Below are 18,650 nucleotides of genomic sequence, written 5' to 3' on the forward strand. Positions count from 1 at the left end.
ACCAATAAAAAGCCCTGATGATTCAGGGCTTTTTATTATTCAGACACAAGGATTACTGATATAGCTGTTTGTAGTTGGGGATATGTTCGAGCCAAAATGGCGGTGTACCGATATATTCTTGCACCGCCTTAATGAACTCACTGACTAATAAAGTCTGTTTTCGATGTGGGTATACCGCATATATGCCTGTATCCATCGTTGATAAACCATAGTTAGTCAGTAATGGTACTAACTTAGATTGCGCGATAGGCTCTTCTAAATTAAACAAATCAATCAAGCTGTAACCAAGTCCAGACTTAACTGCATCGATTAACGTTCGCACATCACTGACTTTATAATTACCACGCATTTTATACATTTTATACAAATCGCCATGGGGAGTTTCAGTTAAGCACATCTGATCTAAATTCACATTACCATTGCCGTAGACCACTGCCGGCAGTTGAATCAGCTCTTCAGGTGTCATAGGCATACCATGTTCTTGAATAAAGCATTCTGACGCCACAATGGCAAAGTGAGTTTTAGCAATTTTCCTTGCAATTAAATTCGACTCGGTGAGTTTGCCAACTCGAAATGCCACATCAAAATGGTCTGTAATAATGTCAGTGCGCTTATCATCTAAGTTTAGGGTGACTTTTACCTCAGGGTATTGCTTCATAAAACGGGTGATCACTGGCTGCAAATATAATTGACCAAAATACACCCCAGACGTAATGCGAATAATCCCCTTAGGCTTTGACTGGTATGAATCTGCAATATTTTGAACTTGGGATAAGGTATCAGTCAGCTGTAACGCTTGAGCTAAAATCTCTTCCCCAGCTGAGGTTAATGAAAACGAACGTGTTGAACGATTCAATAACTGCACACCAAGTTCCGTTTCTAATTTTTTAATCTGTTTAGACAGCAACGAATTGTCCATGTCATGCAAAGTTGCAGCCTTGGTAAACGAGCCTTGCTGAACGACATCAACAAATAGCGCCAATTGTTTGGTTAAAGACATGAAATTACCGTTAATTTAATTCGATATGTGACTAATAATGACCTAATTAGTCCAACTTAGGGAGTCAATTTATAAATTGTTCTGGGATGAATTACCTTAGCAAGTATAAAAAAACCACAACTAAATGAGAATAATATTTATTTACGTTGTAAATTTTGCTATTTTATCATCAAGTCCATGACGTAGTAGGCATTACAGTGAGTTCAAAAAGCGCGCTAAAAAAGCTAAAGAAGAAGTCAAAAAAATTGACCAATAAGTCATTAAAGCAATTGAATGCGTTAACGGCAAACACCAGTAAAGTCACCTTGCTTAATCCGCAACTAAAGCAAGAGCTTAATCAGTTGTCAGGACAAGTTGTTGGTAATGTTGTATCGGAACTTATTCAGCCACTCAATCCAGTTTTATCATGGTTTAATGACAGTGGTCAGCCATCTCATATTGCGCCTGTTAGCCGCGTAAAAATGCCTATCTCTACAGCAAAACCTACAGCGACAAACGCCGTCCAAATTCAGCCACGTTCGATTGCGCAACTGCCGCTAAAAACGCCACCTTGTAAACGCTGTCCAGCACTCGCTGGGGGGAATTGTAAATGTGCGATGAAAAAATTTAATCTGAATTAATAACCCATTAAACGCTTAGAATGACGCGGCTGATTGAGGGCCCAACGAGGCGAGATAATGCAATACCTGCCATTCCTTTTACTAGCGTTTTAGTACCCGCAATAACAGCACTCTCAACGAATGATGACTTACCGCTTTCAACTAGCCAATCATGACTTTCTAGAATGTCTAACAAGCTTTCACAATCAAGCTCATTATCATCAAAGGTAATTGCGACTGAACCTGCATGGCATTGGTGTTTAATATGTTTGATAGCATCAATTTCATTTAGCTGCTCAATAAGCTCAATAACTTGATCTTTATTGTGGCGAATATATTCAGATCTCACTCTTAATCTTTGCTTTGTTTTATGAACATAAACACTCATCGCACACCCCTATAATTGATAATCATTATCATTACACTAATATTATCACTGACAGCAATTGTACGTAAAGCACTCGATCACATTTTTGACCTTCAAACATTATTTCTTTATCCCTGTTCTGCTTACTTCAATAACATATCCCTTTCCTGCACAATCTTTACAAAACTTACAAAACCAAGTCTGTTTCTGCATATATATATTAAAGCATTCAATATCATCAACTTAACGCTACTCCCTACAGCACTTTTTCGCTCAACTTCAAATTTAAACGGATGATTAACGATCCCTGCCATAAAAATTCACTCAAACGTGATCTTAAACAAATAACTCAAGATTTTCGGTTCGTATAATGCTCGAATGGACAAATATCTAAACAAAGTTATCAAAATGAGACGCTGGGTCATGATAGCTCATCATATTCCCGGCCGAATTCGTCTCAAATACAAGCTTGGGATCATGTCACACCTGATGCAGTTTAATTTGCAAAATGTTGACGATGTGATTGCTCAAGTACCCGCTTTTGTCAGTTATAAGATCAATAAATCGACTGGTAGCATCGTCATTGAATACAACGCCAATCTCGTCAAACCTGAGCTGGTTGATGATCTTTTCGCAGGAACAGATGAGCAGGCAGAACACGCTTATTTCGCCCTTGCTCAGTACTTAAATGCCGAAGGAATTAGAACATGAGCCATAAATACACATCCGAGGGTTATGCCCCACAGTATGCTCAACAAGGCGACAATCAAAGCGTCCCTCAACAAGAGCAAAATCCGCAAGCTCAGCCACAGCAGGCTCAAGTACCACCAGAAATGAATCCTTACCAATCACATATGCCTCCAGGTTATGGTTACGGTATGCCGCCTAATGCAGCCTACCCTCACATGCAACACCCTCATGCTCATATGCATCCGGGCATGCATCAAGGCATGCAGCATAACCATCCGCATATGCACCCAGGTTTTAATGGCCCACACGGGCATCCACACTATCACTCACCCTATGCGCAACATCATCCAATGTGGTCACAACCGCACATGATGCACCCCGCATATTATCCTCACCCTAACATGCCACCTCAGTCAGAACCTGACGCAAATGCAGAGCAAAACGATCCATTTATGGAACAGGCGCAAGCCATGCTCGAACAAGCATTAGGTGAAGACGCAGGCATGTTTAAAGACATATTAGGAAGCTTAGGTATGAACGATAAAGAATTTTGGAAAGGCGCAATGATTGGCGCTGCAGCCGCATTATTACTTAGCAATGATAAAGTCCGTGGCAAGTTAATGGACGTAGTCTCTGGCGCAGGTGACATGCTCAAAACGGGTAGCGGTAAAGTAAAAGAAACCGCAAGCCAAACAGCGAGTAGCGTTAAAGAAAACGTGACTAACAGCAGTGAAATCTTTAAAGACACCTACAGTGCGGGTAAAGAAGGTTTTCAAGCATCTGTAGAGCGTCATTATCAAGCACCAGCTGAAGAAGCGACTGCTGAAACAGAACCTGCTCCAACTGAAGAAACACCAGTGCTAGCAACGCAATCATCAGATGAAATGAAACCAGCATGAGTAATACATACAGCCAACTAAGCCCTGCCAGCCGTGCTTTGCTTGTCGGTGCCATGGTAGGCGGTGGCGCCTCGGTCGCCACCCAGTGGAAATCTTACAAACAAGGTGAGATAGAAGCAGAAATGATGGTGTCTAAGGCGACTAAATCAGCTATTCAAGCGGCGGCAATCAGTGGGCTCACCACTTATGCTGCTGGTAAAATGGCTGGCCGTCCAGTCTTGTCATTAATGACGATTTTGGCTGCAGGCGCAGCGGGACTTTACCTCGTCGATCAATTTTCAGGAAAAAATCACCATGAATAATTATCCTCCTTATGGCTATGGTTACGGTTATGGCCCAGCAGGTCAGGCTCAACAGGCACAGTCTGCTCCGACTGAAAACGCTGCACCATACAAAGCACAAAACACCAAAACCCACTTTATGATGGGATTAGCCGCAGGCGCTGCCGTGGCGTATTTGATCAGCAATAAAAAGGTGCAACAAAGCGTGGCATCAACCGGCGAAAAAGCCTGGTCTACAGTACGTGGTGAAGTAGAAGAGCTCAAAGAGCGCCTCGAAGACACACAAGCTGAGTTAGATTATTACCGTAATCTGCATAAAGGTGAATAATGATCCCGTTGCGAATTAAGCACCATATTCCGGGTCGTATACGCTTCAAGCTCAATCGCGCAACCGAGCTTGAAGATACTGGCGAGTGGATCAAAAAAAGCCTCATGGTGATCCAAGGCGTCAGTGCTGTGCGGGTCAATGAAGCTGCTCACTCGATTGTGATTGATTACGATGACAACTTGCTTGAGCCTCACACTATCGAGGCTAGGCTAACCCAGATTGATCTTAGCGAAGCTGAGCTTGAAGAGTCTGAGCATCAATTTACCCGTGGCGATATCGCCATGAATGTCATTGGTACTTTATCAGCGGCTTTGCTGCCTAATAAATGGGGTGCTTTGACCACTGCTACTCTGATAGCACCGACCCTTGCTGAAGGTATTTCAGAGCTGAAACAAAAACGTGTATCGGTTGAAGTGCTTGACGCTATCGCCGTAGGTTTATCAGCCTATCGCGGAGATTATCGCACTGCGATGATGACCCAAACGCTCATTAGTCTTGGCGAATTCATGGAGCAAGAAACCTGTCGTAAAAGTGACAAGTTGCTCGCTGATTTGATGATCCCACAAGAGTCTATTGTTTGGCAGATCATGCCTGATGGCACTCGCTTGCAGGTAAGCTCAACTGAGCTTGCGGTGAACGACATTATCGAATTAGTGCCAGGTGACCCTGTTCCGATTGATGGCGTTGTCATTGATGGCGCTGCGCTAATTAATCAGTCAGCGTTGACGGGTGAAAGTGTTCCTATTCGACGAGAACTCGATGCCGTTGTGTATTCAGGTTCTAGCGTGCATGAAGGCACGATTAAGGTCAGAGTTGATAAGGTCGGTAGTGAAGCGACTACCGCTAAAATTGCCCAACTGATTTACGACTCTCTGAGCGAAAAAAGCGAGATCCAGCAAGTCACCCAAGACATGGCGAATCGCCGCGTTAAAATTACCTTAGGGATCGGTGCAGCAGTATTTGCACTGACTCAAGATATTAATCGTGTCGCATCTGTCTTTTTGGTCGATTACTCCTGTGCGCTAAAACTCAGTACTCCAGTGACGTTCAAGTCCATTATGTACCGCGCCGCTCAGCAAGGCATCTTACTCAAAGGCGGTAGCGCCATTGAAAAGCTAGCCGAAGTCGATGTGTGTGTATTCGATAAAACCGGCACCTTAACCCATGGCGATATGGAGGTCACCGACGTGGTGCCATTCAATTGCCAAGGTGAACACTGCGCTCGAGATTTATTGGCCATCGCAGCCTCAGTTGAAGAGCACAGCAACCATCCGCTTTCACAAGCGGTAGTGAATGCTGCTAAGCATCATCAACTGCCACACATTGATCATGGTGAAGTGGAATACGTCATTGCTCATGGGCTCAAAAGCACCGTCAATGACCATTGCCTTGTTATGGGCAGTCGTCACTTCCTAGAGTCACACGAATCTGTCGACTTTAGTGCCTATGAAGAGCAAATTCGTCAATATGAAGCCAAAGGGCGTCATCTGATTTTTATCTCTCATCAAGGCGAACTAATGGGCATGATTGGCCTTAGAGATCACCTACGTGAAGATGTCTATCAAACCCTAGAAGATCTAAAACAGTTGGGCATTAGCCAATTGATGATGATCTCTGGCGATAGTGTCTACAAAGCCAACATGCTTGGAGAAGATCTCAAACTCGATAGAGTGTTTGCAGAGGCGACACCAGAAACCAAATCAACCATCATTGAGTCATTGCAGCAGCAAGGCCATAAAGTGATGTTTGTGGGTGATGGCGTAAATGATGCACCTGCATTAACCAAAGCTAACGTTGGTGTAGCCATGTGCAAAGGCACTGAGCTTGCCAGACAAGCTGCCGATGTCGTGTTACTGCAAGATAGGTTATACGGTGTTGCTGAAACCTATCAGCTGTCTCAAATCGCAATGAAGATGATCAACAGCAACATAAAAGTCGCTGAATACGTCAACAGTGGCATTATGCTCGCTGCTGCACTTGGCTGGCTTAATCCAACCATGAGTGCGTTATTGCATAACGGGACAACGTTAGGAATTCTGGCCCGTTCGGTCGCCATCAAGAATGGCCCGCGGATCGGCTAGTTCTCGCCAATACGCGATCTAAAAATCCTGTTTTAACCACAAAAAAGCCCAGTGTAACTGGGCTTTTTTATTGGCACCTGTTGTCCAATACCAGTTAGTTTTTAACTGATATAAGACTAATTCATCGACCGCCTGCCTTGTAATAGCAGCAAGATAAAGTAAATTCCGCCAACGACAGATACGATAGTTCCAGCGGCAATTTGCGACGGATAAACTAGGTTTTGCCCTAACCAATCAGAAAACACCATCAAGCCTGCACCTAATACCGCAGCTGTTGGTAATTGCATTTCAACTTTTTTGGCCCCTAAAATCACTGCCATATGCGGTGCAAGTAAACCAATAAATGCAACTGGTCCCATGGTGGCAGTGACAGCAGCGCAAAGTAATGCCACGCAGCTTAGCAACAAGACAAATGCTTTGGGCACGTTCAAGCCTCTGGCTTTAGCAAACTCTCGCCCCGTTGAAATCAATGTTAACCAGCGACATGTCACCAATGCAAAACCAATTAAACCAATCACCATGGCAACTAAGGTTAATGCCGAAGATGGTGTCACTCGATAGGTTGAGCCAGCCAACCAACTCAAAATGATATAAGACGTTTCATCGCCTTTCGCTAAAGCAAACTGCACTATGGCTTCAATCAATGCTGTCAGTGCGATACCAATTAAAATAAGCATTGAAGGCGCATACTGATGTCGTTTGCCTAAGACCAACAAAATAGCTAACACCGACATGCTACCTAAAAAGGCAATGGCAGGCGCAGTGCTAAAAATATTTAACCCAACAAAAATCGCACCGCCCACTAAGGCTAATGTCGCCCCAGCAGAAATACCTAAAATATCAGGACTTGCCAACGGGTTATAAATCAAACGTTGAAGTAGCACGCCAGCGACTGCAAGCCCAGCCCCAGCAGAGGCTGCGGTCAGCAACCTTGGCCACTGAATTTGCCAGCCAAAGGCGTCAGGTATTGCCCAAGTCCAGATGATGTCTTGCGCACTCGATACATCTTGAGCAACAGTGACTTGATTAAATACCGTCGTAAATAAGCCGAGTAACACTAAACCAGCAACTAACACCATTAATTTAGCTTGGCTCATCACATAATGACTTTTCGGCATTGAAAAAGACAACTGATCTTGAGCTGATAGTTTACGGCGAGTAAACCAAATCAATGCGGGTGCTCCCACAAATGCCGCGGCGGTGCCGGAAGGCACTAAGTCAAAAGTGAGTACACTTAACCCGACAGCAAGTGCATCAGTCAGTACCAAGATAACCCCGCCCAATAACATGCTGTAAAACAGCTCATCTTTAGGCGTTCTTGCGCCTAATTGCCGAGCAATATTCGGCGCTAACAAGCCAATAAAACTTATCACACCAACGCTGGTAATACTGGCTGCAATAAGCCACAGGCCAATGGCAAATAAGCCTAAAATGGCAGGAATGATATTCAATCCACGGGCAGATGCACTTGCTTGTCCCATGCGCAACAAGGCTAATATCCGTGGTGCGAATATGAAGATAAGTACTGCTACAGACAACTTAGGCAGCAGCCACTGTATTTGCGCCCAACCATTTTGCGCTAGATCCCCTGCTCCCCATATAAACAGGTTTTTAGCATATTGGTCATTAAGTAGAATAATCGCCGTTGCAATAGCACCCAGTAAGATATTAACCGCCATACCTGCCAGCACCACAGGTAAACCAGCGAGGTTGCGTACTCCCGCAATTAGAATCACTAAACCCAATGTCAGCATGGCGCCAATTAATGCCGCTATCGGTGCATAGTCACCCACATACGACGGAAACCACACATTCATCACCACCAGTGCTAACCAAGCACCTGAGGCAGTACCTAAGGTCATTGGCGACACTAATGGGTTTTGAGTGAGCTGCTGCATTAAACTGCCGACCAGGCCTAACATGGCGCCAACCATGATTGCCATAACAATCCGTGGCAGTTGAGACTCGACAAACATGATGGCATCAAAACTATCTGCCAAAGTGAGTCTGTCAGAAAAGTTCATCAACAATGACAACTGCTCGGAAACAAGGATTTGGGTATCAATCTGCGCCGACATCAATACCGCTAATACCAGTGCAACAAAGGTAAATACGTAGCGCTGCGACATCGTAAGGTTACTCATGCATCGCCCCCTTATGAATCTCAGAGGTTGGCGCAATCGCTAATAAGCTGCGAGTGAGAGCTTGAGCCATGTATTCAATTGAAATGGCCCCGCCATAATTCCATGCAGGTTCAATACTGTTCATCTTGTTGTGACGCACAAAAGGCATGGCATTCCACATGACACTGTCTTCAAGTTCAGCTTCTTGGGCAAAAGGCTCAAAATACAGTGCGACGCCATCTCCCACATGTCGAAGTGATTTTAACCTCTGCTGTTTCACGCCCCATTGAGTGGCTTCCACTTCGATAGCAGGTTTGATACCAAGTAACGATAAAGCATATTGAGCGGTAGAATTGTCACCATACAAATAAACCGAGGTCATACTGGCAAACCTAAAAGTGCTTACATTAGGCAGTTTGCCTTGATATGCCGTGAGTAATTGTTGTTTCTGCTCATCAATCACTGCATGCATTTTGTCAATTCTGGCTTGAGCTTGTGAGGTTTTGTCTAATACTTTTGCGATACTAAAAAAGTTATCTAACGCCGCCTTAGCATTGTCATGATGCTCGCTGTAGGTTTGAAAAAATAATACTGGCGCAATTTGCTCAAGTCGGGGTAATAAATCTAACTGTGGTGATGCAATGATTATCACATCAGGTTTTAATGCAGCTAAACGTTGAAAGTTAGGCTCCACACGAGTGCCAACATCCATCACCTCTTCGGGTACTAACGGGTTCATCACCCACTCTTTGTACCCTGCAACATCTGGCATGGCAATAGGTGTAACGCCCAGCTCTAATACTTGCTCTGCAATATCCCAGTTGAGCGCTGCAACACGCTTAGGAGTGCGAGGTAAAACCTGAATACCACGACTATCCTCAATGGTAATTTGGGTGTTTGTTTTGCCAGTATCGACAGCGACACTAGGCTCAGCTAACGCTGGCATAATCACAATAAATGCCAATAAATACGACCATAACAAGGCAGATGGTTTTAACATACAATCGCCACCTTATGTGGCTTGTTTGGATGATCAACTAAGGTTACTGGCGTTGCATATAAATCACTTAGCAAGGCTTCATCAAGTAAAATATCAGTATCACCCTGAAACGCTATCTGGCCTTTCTTTAAAGCCACTATTTGCGTGGCAAAACGCAGCGCTAAGTTAAGGTCATGCAAAATGACAATCACCCCTACACCGGTTTCTTTATTCAAGCGACTGAGTAGCTCCATCAATTGATATTGGTGCTGAATATCTAAAGCGGATGTGGGCTCATCAAGGATCATCATTTTGGCCTGTTGAGCTAATAACATTGCTACCCAAGTACGTTGTCGTTCACCACCAGATAGTTGATCCGCTAACGCATCTTTAAACTCTGTAACCCCAGTTTCAGCCATCGCTTTTTCGATAATTTGTTGGTCTTCATCACGCCAGCGCCCTAGCGTGCCACGCCAAGGGAAACGCCCCAAGCGAACAAGCTCTGACACATTTAACCCTGCCACCTCAGGTAGCTTTTGCGGCAAATAAGCAACGGTTCTAGCAAGCTCTTTGGCAGAATATTTTTTCAGCGGTTGGTTATCTAAGGTAATGTCACCCGCTTCTGGCTGAAACTGGTTAGCCAAAAGATTAACGAGTGTCGACTTACCAGAACCATTATGACCCAGCACGACGGTTAAGGCGTGGGGATCTATGTTCAGTTGTTCAATATCAAGAATGGTGCGCTCATCGCGGATAACTTTAACGTGACTCAGTTGGTACATTAAACACTCTTCTGTTTTAACTTGGGGCAATTAGCGCACTTTTGGCCAGTAACGGTTTTATACACAGAGCAGCAGCTAGAACGTGTAAACACTAATTGGTTTGTTATAGGTGAAAGCTGAATCTTCGTGATGTGCTCATCAGATAATGACAAAGCATCGAGCCACAACACGGCCTGTTGACGAATAAAAGTAGCAGAGAATTCAGGATTAGTCTGTTGCAATAAGAGTAAGCGAGACAATAATGCATCTGCAATTAAGTGCTCAACAAATCGAGGGCGACAGCGAACAGATTGATCTAGCTCTTGGCGAAAGTGCTCGAAAATAGTCAAAAGTTGCTGACCTGCGGCGCTGACTAACTGATGATACTCACCGGTATCGCAGTCAGTACATGAAAAACAAAAACCTGCCACGACACCATCTTGATGACGCTGAGACATATTGCATAAATCAGGCAAGACTTGGCAGTGATAAATCGCAGTAATGGCAACATACAATGGCTGCCATATCAGTAAATCCCAGCTACGAGTGAGCCAATAAGCTTGACCAGCCTCAGGCGATTGCAGCTTGATACTTTGATACAGTGAGCGAATATTCGCTAGGTTAGAACCATGGTATGAAATCAAAGAAGAATCTGGACGGTCAGAAACCAAAATCTCCCCTTTAAGATAAGGAGAGATTTGTTCACATTGCTGATATATATCGTTAAAAACAGCTAAACTCATGGCCTGACCAATCGATAAATTAGGGCCATAAAGCGAAACGGTTCCGCTTTATGGCAAACACTTCACACTAGATTAGAAGTTATATTTGAAATTTAATTCAATGTTTCGCTCAGCACCGTACCAACAATTCACTGAGTCATAACAGGTGTAGTATTCTTCGTTGAATAGGTTATTAGCCACTAAGTTAACACTGGCACCTAGCAAGCTAGTACTGAACTCACCTAAGTCATAACCCACTGATAAATCAACTAAGGTGTAAGAATCAACTTGGTCTGTGTTCATGGCATCCATTTGCATTTCGCCCACGTAACGCACACCACCACCAATACGCATACCTGCTAACGCACCATCATCAATATGGTAGTTAGTCCATAACGATGCAGCATGTTTTGGCACATAGATAGGCTGTGTACCTTGTAAGCCATTACCACTGTCTTTGGTAATTTCCATGTCGATGTAAGTGTAGTTAACGGCAACATCAAAGCTGTCAGTCACATACCATTGACCTTCAAACTCTGCACCACGAGATTCGATTTCACCGATTTGCAGCTTATCGCCCCATGGGTCATCTGGGTTAGCCATCAGCGCGTCACTTTTCACGATGTTAAAGAATGACAATGCCGCTGTTTTACTTTGATCAGCCGAGCCATATTTTAAACCAAACTCAAACTGCTCACCCATTTCAGGCTTGTAGGTTGAACCATCCGTTTTAGTCCCTGCAACTGGCTCAAAGCTCGTTGCGTAGCTAACAAATGGCGAAATACCATTGTCGAATTCGTACATAGCACCAACACGGTAAGAGAACTCTTGATGATCAGCTGCTGATTTACTATCGCCGTAGTCATCTGAATATTCACTTGATGAACTGTAATCATCATAGCGACCACCTAAAATCATGATCAGGTTGTTGTAGCGCATTTGGTTTTGGAAATACAAACCCGTTTGCTCAACCATCACATCATCTTTTGCATCATAGGTTGATGACAACTGCGATGGGTCAATCATGTCATTATTTGGGTTGAAGATATTGAACGTACCAAACTGGCTCGTCGTGCCGTACTCTGAGTACGCTGACACACCATCAAGTTTTTGGTAATCCAAACCAAACAATAGGTTGTGCTCTAAGTTACCCGTATAGACTAAACCAGATAACTGGTTATCTATGGTGTAGCCCGTTGAGCTCTCTTCAGTGCTGTAGATGTTACGATCTAAGTCACCTGTCATAGGGTCAAAGTTGTCGCCTAAGTGGTAAGTGTTCTTTTGCGATAACGTCGCATCCATATAGCGGAAGTTTTGTAAGAACGACCAGTTATCGTTGAAATCGTGATTGATTTTATAACCAGCTAACACAAATTCACGCTCAAACTCAGACCAATTCTTATCACCCGCAAATGTCGATGGGCTCGTGCTGCCATTTGGGTTGTCGTAAATCATGCCCGATGCAGGTAATGATGAATTCATCCCCATTGACGGGTCATTTTGATAGTACAAGTTAAAGTTAATGTAAGTGCTATCTGACACATTCCAATCGATCGAAGGCGCGAATACAAAACGCTCTTCTTCAGTATGGTCTACTTGACCATCTTTACTGCGTGCTAAAGCAATCACACGGTATGAGAAATCACTATCGCCAATTTGGCCAGTAGTATCAATCGATGCTTCGGTTAGGTTGTCAGAACCCACTGCAACATTCACATCAGTGCTGCGCATTTCTTGTGGAGTTTTGGCAATCATATTGACCATGCCACCAGGTGGCATTGAGCCATAAAGTACTGATGTCGGGCCTTTAAACACTTCAACTTGCTCAAGTGCAATAGGGTCAATTTGTGGTTGTAAGTTCCAGCCTGTTAATGACTGCAGCACTAAACCATCGTAGTAACTTTGATTAACGTCAAAACCACGAATATTGAAAGTATCGTACATGGTGACTGCGCCACCTTTTTGCTCGGTAGTGACACCAGGAACATAACGAAGCGCTTGGTTTAACGACTTAACACCTCGCTGATCTAACAGCTCACTGTCAATAACCGTCACACCTTGTGGCGTCTCTAGTGGCGTTAAAGACGTTTTGGTTGCTGTGTTTCTGTAGGCTTGGCCGAGAACAGTAATTGTCTCAAACTTTGGCACTTCAATACTTAAGTCATTGCTTTCTTCAGCCAATACTTGCTGGCTATATGCCATTGAAGTAGTGATTGCTGCTGCAACCATGGTGATGTTAAATGACTTCTTATTCTTAGATGAGACCATACCGCCCTCTGCCTTATATCGTTCAATTTCATGTCAACAAACATGAATAGTAATGAGAATGATTATCAAGCGCGAATAATATAGTGTTTCATCCTATTACATTTAACAATTTGGTGCATGAAACGAGGAAATTTGAAATAAAGTATGATTTCGAGAGTAAAATCACAATTCCTAATTAACTGTATTAAGGCAAGGTTCGAATAGGTAACCAATATTCCATATCGGTGGGTGTATCAATATGGGACGTGAGTGGTCCATAATGTTCAAGTTCAAAACCATTCACGCTGTCAAAGCCTGATTGAGGTAACCAATCGCATATTAACCACTCAACCAATTGGCTAAAGCCACTCGCTAAACCATGGTAAGACACCACAGCATAATCTTGGGTAGGGATAACCAAACTGGATAACTTAGCTTGTGTAACATAGGACTGTAATGTTTCAGCAGAAGTTGCATCGATTTGCAATGCCGCCCAATAATGTAAATTGGCATGCTCTGGTGTTTGCTGTTGGGTATCTACAACCCCAACCAATTGCGCTTTACATTCCGTGCTCTCACCGAGTTGACTAAATAAGGCCTCCCATAAATTAGGCACAATTGTTGCCACGTTTGGCGAGGCTTCCAACAAACCGTTTAACGGACTTGAAATACCATAAACAGTAAACTCTGGTCGATGCTCAATACGGGTCTGCAAAGAAGTACTATCAATAAAATGCTCAGCTCGTTGAGTGATAGGGTTTCTTAGACCAGCTTTGGTACCCCGTCTGCGATATTGACTAGGGCTAAGACCAAACAGTTGTTTAAATGAACGACTAAAGCTGACCTCAGAAGTAAAACCAAATTGATACGCTATATCTAGCATACGATCATGGGTCGTCAGTACTTTTTCGGCTGCTAAACTTAACTTTAACTCCCTGACATATTGGGCCACATTTAAACCAGTTTGCTGCTGAAAAATACGCTGCAATTGCCATCTTGAAATGCCAAACACCTCCACTAAATCATCCAAACCTAAGGTTTGATCGATATGGCGATGGATATATTCAAGGATTCGCTCAACGCGAGAATAAGGCGACTGGCCTCTCATAGATGTCTTTCCAAATAATGATCAAAACTAACGATAAACGGCAAAAATTCTCGAAAATAAAGCAGCTATAGCTACAACTAGTTATAGCAAGCGAATAGCAAAACATAAAGCCCCTCGCCCAACAGCTCCATCAACCAATTCAGATAACGACTAATGTAACACTTTTATCAGCACAATTATTTTGCTGATAATTTTCATCACCTTAGATAGATAATCAAACCATTTTGAACAATTGTTCAAAATAAAACTTGAACGATCGTTCAATTCATTCTATATTTTAACCAAGCCAAGCAAATGTACGCCAACAACATGGTGTATTACTGCTAATAATATTTGAATTAATTAAACACATTTGAATGATATAAATTCAGGAGTACACCATGAGCAAATTTACTATTCACACCTTAGAGACTGCGCCTGCAGCAAGTAAAGATTTATTAGCGCAATCTAAAAAAGCTAACGGCATGATCCCCAATCTACATGGTGTACTTGCTGAGTCTCCTGCGACATTTGAGGCATATCAAGACCTACATAAACTATTTACTAACTCATCATTTAACGCCGAAGAGCTTACCGTAGTGTGGCAAACCATTAATGTTGAGCATGGCTGCACATATTGTGTCCCAGCACATACCGCTATTGCAGGAATGATGAAGGTTGATAGTGAATTAACCGAAGCTCTAAGAAACCGCACTGCTATGCCAACTGACAAGTTACAAGCGCTGCACGACACCACATTACTCATGGTTCGTAAACGTGGTTTATTATCCGATGCAGAAATGGACGCCTTCTTTGCGGCAGGTTATGGTCAACAGCAGTTACTGGAAATTATTCTAGGTTTGTCGCAAAAAGTGATCAGCAACTACGTTAATCACATTGCACATACTCCAGTAGATGCGCCATTTCAGCCATTTGCATGGCAAGATAACAAGTAAAACATAGCACTAGCGAAAGCATTATCTGCTTTCGCTGGTTTTCGTTTCATCACCACAAAAACAAGGCTAAGCATGTCAGATAAAATTAAACTCGATATCGTGTCAGATGTTGTTTGTCCATGGTGCATTGTTGGTTATCAAAGCTTACAACAAGCGATTCGCGAGCTGGATATTGCAAATAAAGTCGATATTGAGTGGCAACCGTTTGAACTTAACCCAAACATGCCACCAGAAGGTGAAGAGTTACGTGCTCACGTGGCTCGCAAATATGGTTCGAGCCGTGAAGATAGTGACAATGCCCGAGCCAATATTACCGCTCGTGGCGCCGAGTTAGGTTTTGAATTTAACTTTGGCGATAACATGCACATAGTCAATACCTTCGATGCGCACATATTGTTAGATTATGCCAAACAATTCGATAAGCAAACCCAGCTCAAGCTAAGATTATTTTCTGCCTACTTCACTGAACATAAAGATATCTCAGACAGAGCAGTGTTGGCTAAAGAGTTAGCCGCAGTCGGTTTACAAGTTGATGAAGCCATGGCGTTACTGGATAACCCTGAAGTGCGAACGCGCATCAACATGGAAAAAGGCCAATGGACAGCGGCGGGTATTTCATCTGTTCCTACTGTGGTATTTAACCGCACCAGCGCGCTAAACGGTGCGCACCCTGTTGACTCTTATAAGCAAGTGCTGACTCAGTTACTTGAAGAGTCCGCTAACTAACTTGTCATCGTTAGCTAACATGACATCTGTGTTCGGCAAATCTATTGAGCGACAAAAAGCTATTTAGATTTGCCTTCACGGTTTATATTCAAATCCTTGTCTCAACGCTCGCGCTGACTGGCAATACCTCGAATCTGAAATCTTGAACTATAATTAATTCATTGAAAAAGCATGATGGGTTTATCAATGAATAAAAAAAAACCAATATTTGATCCCAAAACATTCCTTCTTGATAATCCTAATGAGCTCATATCATTAGATAAATGGCAGAAAACGGTGAACTTACTTGCTAAGGTATTTCATGCTCCTGCCGGTTTTTTAGTTCAATTTACCCCCGATGATGGCTTTCAAGTCACTATCTCAAGTCAGCAAGACAGTAATCCCTATGCAGCAGGCATTGTCATAGAACCCGAAGCCAACATTTTCTGTCGCCGTATCGTTGAAACTGGCAATCCGCTGTATGTGCCCAATGCCCCGATAGACCCTTGTTGGGATACCAACCCAGAAGTCCACAACGATGGCTTTACGTCTTATTTGGGCGTCCCCGTTTTTTGGCCTGACGGGCACCCTTTCGGAACATTCTGTGTCATGGATTATAAGCAAACAGAATATGAGGACAGTTACTTAGAGCTTATTGAACAATTAAAAGACATTCTTGAATCTGATCTCGCCTTAATCGATTTATACGGCCAAATGCAGCAACTGGCGATTACAGATCCTTTATCAGGCATTAATAATCGTCGTGGCTTTGAAACCCTGAGTCAGCAACGTATTGCGCTAGCCAAACGTAACCAAGCTAAGCTGGGACTTTGCTACTTAGATGTCGATAACTTTAAGCTTATTAATGACCAATATGGCCATAAAACGGGTGACGATATGATTAAGCACATTGGCACAGTATTGCAGAATACCGTGCGCCAAAGTGATGTCATTGGTCGTATTGGTGGGGATGAATTTGTCGCACTGGTTATGTTAGAACATGAGTCCGATCTCGTTGCCTTTAAGCAACGTCTAGAGGTTGGTTTTTGCTGCGCGAAACGGGCGAAACATTTACCTGAGTATTCCGTCTCTATTGGTAGTATCGAAGTCGATTTACATGCTAATTTTACTGATTTACTCGATAAAGCCGATCAAGAAATGCTTAAAAATAAAAAGCGAGTTGCTTAATTCTACTAACGCTTCAATCACTATCAGTTTTTTACTACCAGTTACTTATTATCAGCTACTTACTATCAGTGACTTATTATCAGTGACTATCGGATATTACTCGTTAACAACAACCTAGTATAAGCTCGCTTACGAGTGAGCTTAGCACCTATTTAACACACTCGTTAAGTGCAGAATCAAGCAGCTGTAAATCAGCAACAATCACGTTGGGCTGGATTTCCCACGGATCAAATACAGCACCTTCAGTTCGCTTAACCCAAGCCGCTTTAAGCCCTGTCGCTATTGCACCAATCACATCAAACGGATTACTTGATATCAGCCAAGTATCACTTGCCTTCGACTCAGTTGCCTGTAAAAAGTGTTGGTAAATATCTGGGTTAGGCTTAAACGTTTTTATCTCGTCAGCGCTGACGACCCCTTCAAACAATGCATCTATTCCCGCAGCATGCAGTAATGTTTCAACGGCACGCTTAGTGCCATTTGAAAAAGCAAACATACGATAACCCTGGGCTTTCAATGCTATCAAAGCAGGCTTAACATCTTCAAAGCTGGGTAAGGTTTTATAACACTCCATCAGCGCATGTTTTTGTTCAGCAGATAAGGAAATTTGATAATAATCGCAGGTATATTCAAGTGCTTGGCGGGTACAGTCACTAAAAGGAACATAGTTTTTCATCAACCCGCGACGAAAGGAATACTCTAATTGCTTTTCACGCCAACGATTGGAAAAGGCTTTAGCCTTGTCGCCTATCATTGTCTCGAGCAGGATTAACACGCCATGAGTATTAATTAAGGTGCCATACACATCAAAAGCCAAGGTGATGTTTGGCCGCTTTAGATTTTCTTTCACCTTGTTCACTCCTTACCCTTTAATGATATGTACTCAGTAAATAGCAGAGCTTTTAATAACAGCACCTTCAATAACATCGCTTCAACGATAAAAAGTCTTATTAACTCTGCTTGGCTAAAGGCGGATTACTGAAAATTGCGTCGATAAAATCCTGAATCGTATTATCGTCGCTATTGGCATGGGCATAAGTACGAATACCGATAATCTGTACTTGTAAAAAACGTGCCAATGCTTGAGGTGTCTGCTGAGTTTCTACTTCACCTTGTGCTTGCGCTTGCGCCAATAACTCGGCAAATGCTGTCTCAACCATCACTAATGACCGCTTTGCTTGTTCAAGTAAATCTGCATTTTCGTCAGTCAATTCCGCCACCGTTTTAACAAGCATACACATGCCACTCGGGGCACAATTACGATTAGCCAGCACAGCCGTTTCAACAAATTGTTTAAGCGCTGCAATAGGAGAATCATTATCGGCGATACACTGGTTTAACTGAACAATACCTGATGTTGCATAGTGCTGTAATGCTTCTTTAAATAGTCCTTCTTTGCTACCAAAGCTTGCGTAAATACTACCCGGACGCATATCAATCACTTCTTGAAGGTTACGCATCGATGTAGCGTGAAAGCCTTTTTCCCAATATAAATTGGCCGCTTTTTGAATGGTCTCTTCACGGTTAAATTTGGCAGGTTTACTCATAGCGGTCTCGATATATTAACTGAACAAAATAATACTCAAATTATATTGAGCATTCGTTCAATTATAGGGTTTACTACCCAAATCGTCCAG

General features: G+C 43.0%; 19 protein-coding genes. 9 read left to right on the top strand and 10 right to left on the bottom strand.

Annotation, left to right across the window (positions count from 1 at the left end; translation table 11 throughout):
* Window positions 1-52: 52 nt before the first annotated feature.
* Window positions 53-1,000, bottom strand: a complete 948-nt coding sequence (locus tag AN944_RS15400) for a LysR family transcriptional regulator (RefSeq protein ID WP_055025534.1) — start codon at window positions 998-1,000, stop codon at window positions 53-55.
* Window positions 1,001-1,197: 197 nt separating this feature from the next.
* Between AN944_RS15400 and AN944_RS15405 the strand changes: the two genes are divergently transcribed.
* Entirely contained in the window at window positions 1,198-1,620 is a 423-nt protein-coding gene (locus AN944_RS15405; protein ID WP_055025535.1) for a hypothetical protein, read from the top strand.
* 7 nt (window positions 1,621-1,627) lie between these two features.
* On the opposite strand, the gene AN944_RS15410 is transcribed toward AN944_RS15405, so the two are convergent.
* Window positions 1,628-1,987 (bottom strand): HMA2 domain-containing protein, encoded by a 360-nt coding sequence (locus AN944_RS15410; protein WP_055025536.1) that lies wholly within the window; start codon window positions 1,985-1,987, stop codon window positions 1,628-1,630.
* A gap of 387 nt (window positions 1,988-2,374) precedes the next feature.
* Between AN944_RS15410 and AN944_RS15415 the strand changes: the two genes are divergently transcribed.
* Genes AN944_RS15415 through AN944_RS15435 form a run of 5 tightly spaced genes read left to right on the top strand, consistent with a single transcriptional unit; the run spans window position 2,375 to window position 6,245 of the window.
* Window positions 2,375-2,677, top strand: a complete 303-nt coding sequence (locus AN944_RS15415) for an HMA2 domain-containing protein (RefSeq protein WP_144430204.1) — start codon at window positions 2,375-2,377, stop codon at window positions 2,675-2,677.
* Window positions 2,674-3,555, top strand: a complete 882-nt coding sequence (locus AN944_RS21790) for a hypothetical protein (protein WP_200913379.1) — start codon at window positions 2,674-2,676, stop codon at window positions 3,553-3,555. The genes AN944_RS15415 and AN944_RS21790 overlap by 4 nt, the downstream gene beginning before the upstream one ends.
* Complete coding sequence (locus AN944_RS15425) at window positions 3,552-3,857, top strand: magnetosome protein MamC (protein ID WP_055025538.1); 306 nt, start codon at window positions 3,552-3,554, stop codon at window positions 3,855-3,857. The genes AN944_RS21790 and AN944_RS15425 overlap by 4 nt, the downstream gene beginning before the upstream one ends.
* Window positions 3,850-4,164: a YtxH domain-containing protein gene (locus AN944_RS15430; protein ID WP_055025539.1), complete on the top strand. Its 315-nt coding sequence runs from the start codon at window positions 3,850-3,852 to the stop codon at window positions 4,162-4,164. The genes AN944_RS15425 and AN944_RS15430 overlap by 8 nt, the downstream gene beginning before the upstream one ends.
* Window positions 4,164-6,245 carry a heavy metal translocating P-type ATPase gene (locus AN944_RS15435; RefSeq protein WP_055025540.1) on the top strand — a complete coding sequence of 694 codons (2,082 nt, stop codon included), beginning with the start codon at window positions 4,164-4,166 and terminating at the stop codon, window positions 6,243-6,245. Before AN944_RS15430 ends, AN944_RS15435 begins: the two co-directional genes overlap by 1 nt.
* Before the next feature lie 116 nt (window positions 6,246-6,361).
* On the opposite strand, the gene fhuB is transcribed toward AN944_RS15435, so the two are convergent.
* The 6 genes from fhuB to AN944_RS15465 all read right to left on the bottom strand — a co-directional run bounded on the left by fhuB (window position 6,362) and on the right by AN944_RS15465 (window position 14,185).
* A complete protein-coding gene (gene fhuB / locus AN944_RS15440) occupies window positions 6,362-8,389 on the bottom strand; it encodes a Fe(3+)-hydroxamate ABC transporter permease FhuB (RefSeq protein ID WP_055025541.1) in 2,028 nt (675 codons plus the stop codon).
* Window positions 8,382-9,368, bottom strand: coding sequence for an ABC transporter substrate-binding protein (locus AN944_RS15445; protein ID WP_200913380.1), 987 nt, complete (start codon window positions 9,366-9,368; stop codon window positions 8,382-8,384). The genes fhuB and AN944_RS15445 overlap by 8 nt, the downstream gene beginning before the upstream one ends.
* Window positions 9,362-10,159, bottom strand: a complete 798-nt coding sequence (locus AN944_RS15450) for an ABC transporter ATP-binding protein (protein ID WP_225442122.1) — start codon at window positions 10,157-10,159, stop codon at window positions 9,362-9,364. Before AN944_RS15450 ends, AN944_RS15445 begins: the two co-directional genes overlap by 7 nt.
* The gene (locus tag AN944_RS15455; protein ID WP_055025543.1) at window positions 10,129-10,851 is read right to left on the bottom strand and encodes a siderophore ferric iron reductase; all 723 of its coding nucleotides are present in this window, start codon (window positions 10,849-10,851) and stop codon (window positions 10,129-10,131) included. The genes AN944_RS15450 and AN944_RS15455 overlap by 31 nt, the downstream gene beginning before the upstream one ends.
* A gap of 72 nt (window positions 10,852-10,923) precedes the next feature.
* Window positions 10,924-13,098 (bottom strand): TonB-dependent siderophore receptor, encoded by a 2,175-nt coding sequence (locus AN944_RS15460; RefSeq protein ID WP_055025544.1) that lies wholly within the window; start codon window positions 13,096-13,098, stop codon window positions 10,924-10,926.
* A 184-nt stretch (window positions 13,099-13,282) separates the two neighbouring features.
* Entirely contained in the window at window positions 13,283-14,185 is a 903-nt protein-coding gene (locus AN944_RS15465) for a helix-turn-helix domain-containing protein (RefSeq protein ID WP_055025545.1), read from the bottom strand.
* Between the two features lie 380 nt (window positions 14,186-14,565).
* On the opposite strand from AN944_RS15465, the gene AN944_RS15470 reads away from it, so the two are divergent.
* From AN944_RS15470 to AN944_RS15480, 3 genes are all read left to right on the top strand, one after another.
* Entirely contained in the window at window positions 14,566-15,120 is a 555-nt protein-coding gene (locus AN944_RS15470; protein WP_055025546.1) for a carboxymuconolactone decarboxylase family protein, read from the top strand.
* Window positions 15,121-15,192: 72 nt separating this feature from the next.
* On the top strand, window positions 15,193-15,846 hold the full coding sequence (locus tag AN944_RS15475) for a DsbA family oxidoreductase (protein ID WP_055025547.1): 654 nt from the start codon (window positions 15,193-15,195) through the stop codon (window positions 15,844-15,846).
* A 186-nt stretch (window positions 15,847-16,032) separates the two neighbouring features.
* Window positions 16,033-17,013, top strand: coding sequence for a sensor domain-containing diguanylate cyclase (locus tag AN944_RS15480; RefSeq protein WP_055025577.1), 981 nt, complete (start codon window positions 16,033-16,035; stop codon window positions 17,011-17,013).
* Between the two features lie 148 nt (window positions 17,014-17,161).
* On the opposite strand, the gene AN944_RS15485 is transcribed toward AN944_RS15480, so the two are convergent.
* Both AN944_RS15485 and AN944_RS15490 read right to left on the bottom strand, forming a co-directional pair.
* Window positions 17,162-17,863 (bottom strand): haloacid dehalogenase type II, encoded by a 702-nt coding sequence (locus AN944_RS15485; protein WP_235530943.1) that lies wholly within the window; start codon window positions 17,861-17,863, stop codon window positions 17,162-17,164.
* Window positions 17,864-17,963: 100 nt separating this feature from the next.
* Window positions 17,964-18,560, bottom strand: coding sequence for a TetR/AcrR family transcriptional regulator (locus tag AN944_RS15490; RefSeq protein ID WP_055025548.1), 597 nt, complete (start codon window positions 18,558-18,560; stop codon window positions 17,964-17,966).
* Window positions 18,561-18,650 lie beyond the last annotated feature (90 nt).

The sequence above is a fragment of the Shewanella sp. P1-14-1 genome (genome assembly GCF_001401775.1).
Lineage (GTDB): Bacteria > Pseudomonadota > Gammaproteobacteria > Enterobacterales > Shewanellaceae > Shewanella > Shewanella japonica.

Bases quoted from the DNA above. Each gene is read 5' to 3' on its own strand.
- AN944_RS15400 (WP_055025534.1), bottom strand. From the start codon at position 1,000: ATGTCTTTAACCAAACAATTGGCGCTATTTGTTGATGTCGTTCAGCAA.
- AN944_RS15480 (WP_055025577.1), top strand. From the start codon at position 16,033: ATGAATAAAAAAAAACCAATATTTGATCCCAAAACATTCCTTCTTGAT.
- AN944_RS15460 (WP_055025544.1), bottom strand. From the start codon at position 13,098: ATGGTCTCATCTAAGAATAAGAAGTCATTTAACATCACCATGGTTGCA.
- AN944_RS15455 (WP_055025543.1), bottom strand. From the start codon at position 10,851: ATGAGTTTAGCTGTTTTTAACGATATATATCAGCAATGTGAACAAATC.
- AN944_RS21790 (WP_200913379.1), top strand. From the start codon at position 2,674: ATGAGCCATAAATACACATCCGAGGGTTATGCCCCACAGTATGCTCAA.
- AN944_RS15475 (WP_055025547.1), top strand. From the start codon at position 15,193: ATGTCAGATAAAATTAAACTCGATATCGTGTCAGATGTTGTTTGTCCA.
- AN944_RS15465 (WP_055025545.1), bottom strand. From the start codon at position 14,185: ATGAGAGGCCAGTCGCCTTATTCTCGCGTTGAGCGAATCCTTGAATAT.
- AN944_RS15410 (WP_055025536.1), bottom strand. From the start codon at position 1,987: ATGAGTGTTTATGTTCATAAAACAAAGCAAAGATTAAGAGTGAGATCT.
- AN944_RS15445 (WP_200913380.1), bottom strand. From the start codon at position 9,368: ATGTTAAAACCATCTGCCTTGTTATGGTCGTATTTATTGGCATTTATT.
- AN944_RS15470 (WP_055025546.1), top strand. From the start codon at position 14,566: ATGAGCAAATTTACTATTCACACCTTAGAGACTGCGCCTGCAGCAAGT.
- AN944_RS15415 (WP_144430204.1), top strand. From the start codon at position 2,375: ATGAGACGCTGGGTCATGATAGCTCATCATATTCCCGGCCGAATTCGT.
- AN944_RS15490 (WP_055025548.1), bottom strand. From the start codon at position 18,560: ATGAGTAAACCTGCCAAATTTAACCGTGAAGAGACCATTCAAAAAGCG.
- AN944_RS15435 (WP_055025540.1), top strand. From the start codon at position 4,164: ATGATCCCGTTGCGAATTAAGCACCATATTCCGGGTCGTATACGCTTC.
- fhuB (WP_055025541.1), bottom strand. From the start codon at position 8,389: ATGAGTAACCTTACGATGTCGCAGCGCTACGTATTTACCTTTGTTGCA.
- AN944_RS15425 (WP_055025538.1), top strand. From the start codon at position 3,552: ATGAGTAATACATACAGCCAACTAAGCCCTGCCAGCCGTGCTTTGCTT.
- AN944_RS15430 (WP_055025539.1), top strand. From the start codon at position 3,850: ATGAATAATTATCCTCCTTATGGCTATGGTTACGGTTATGGCCCAGCA.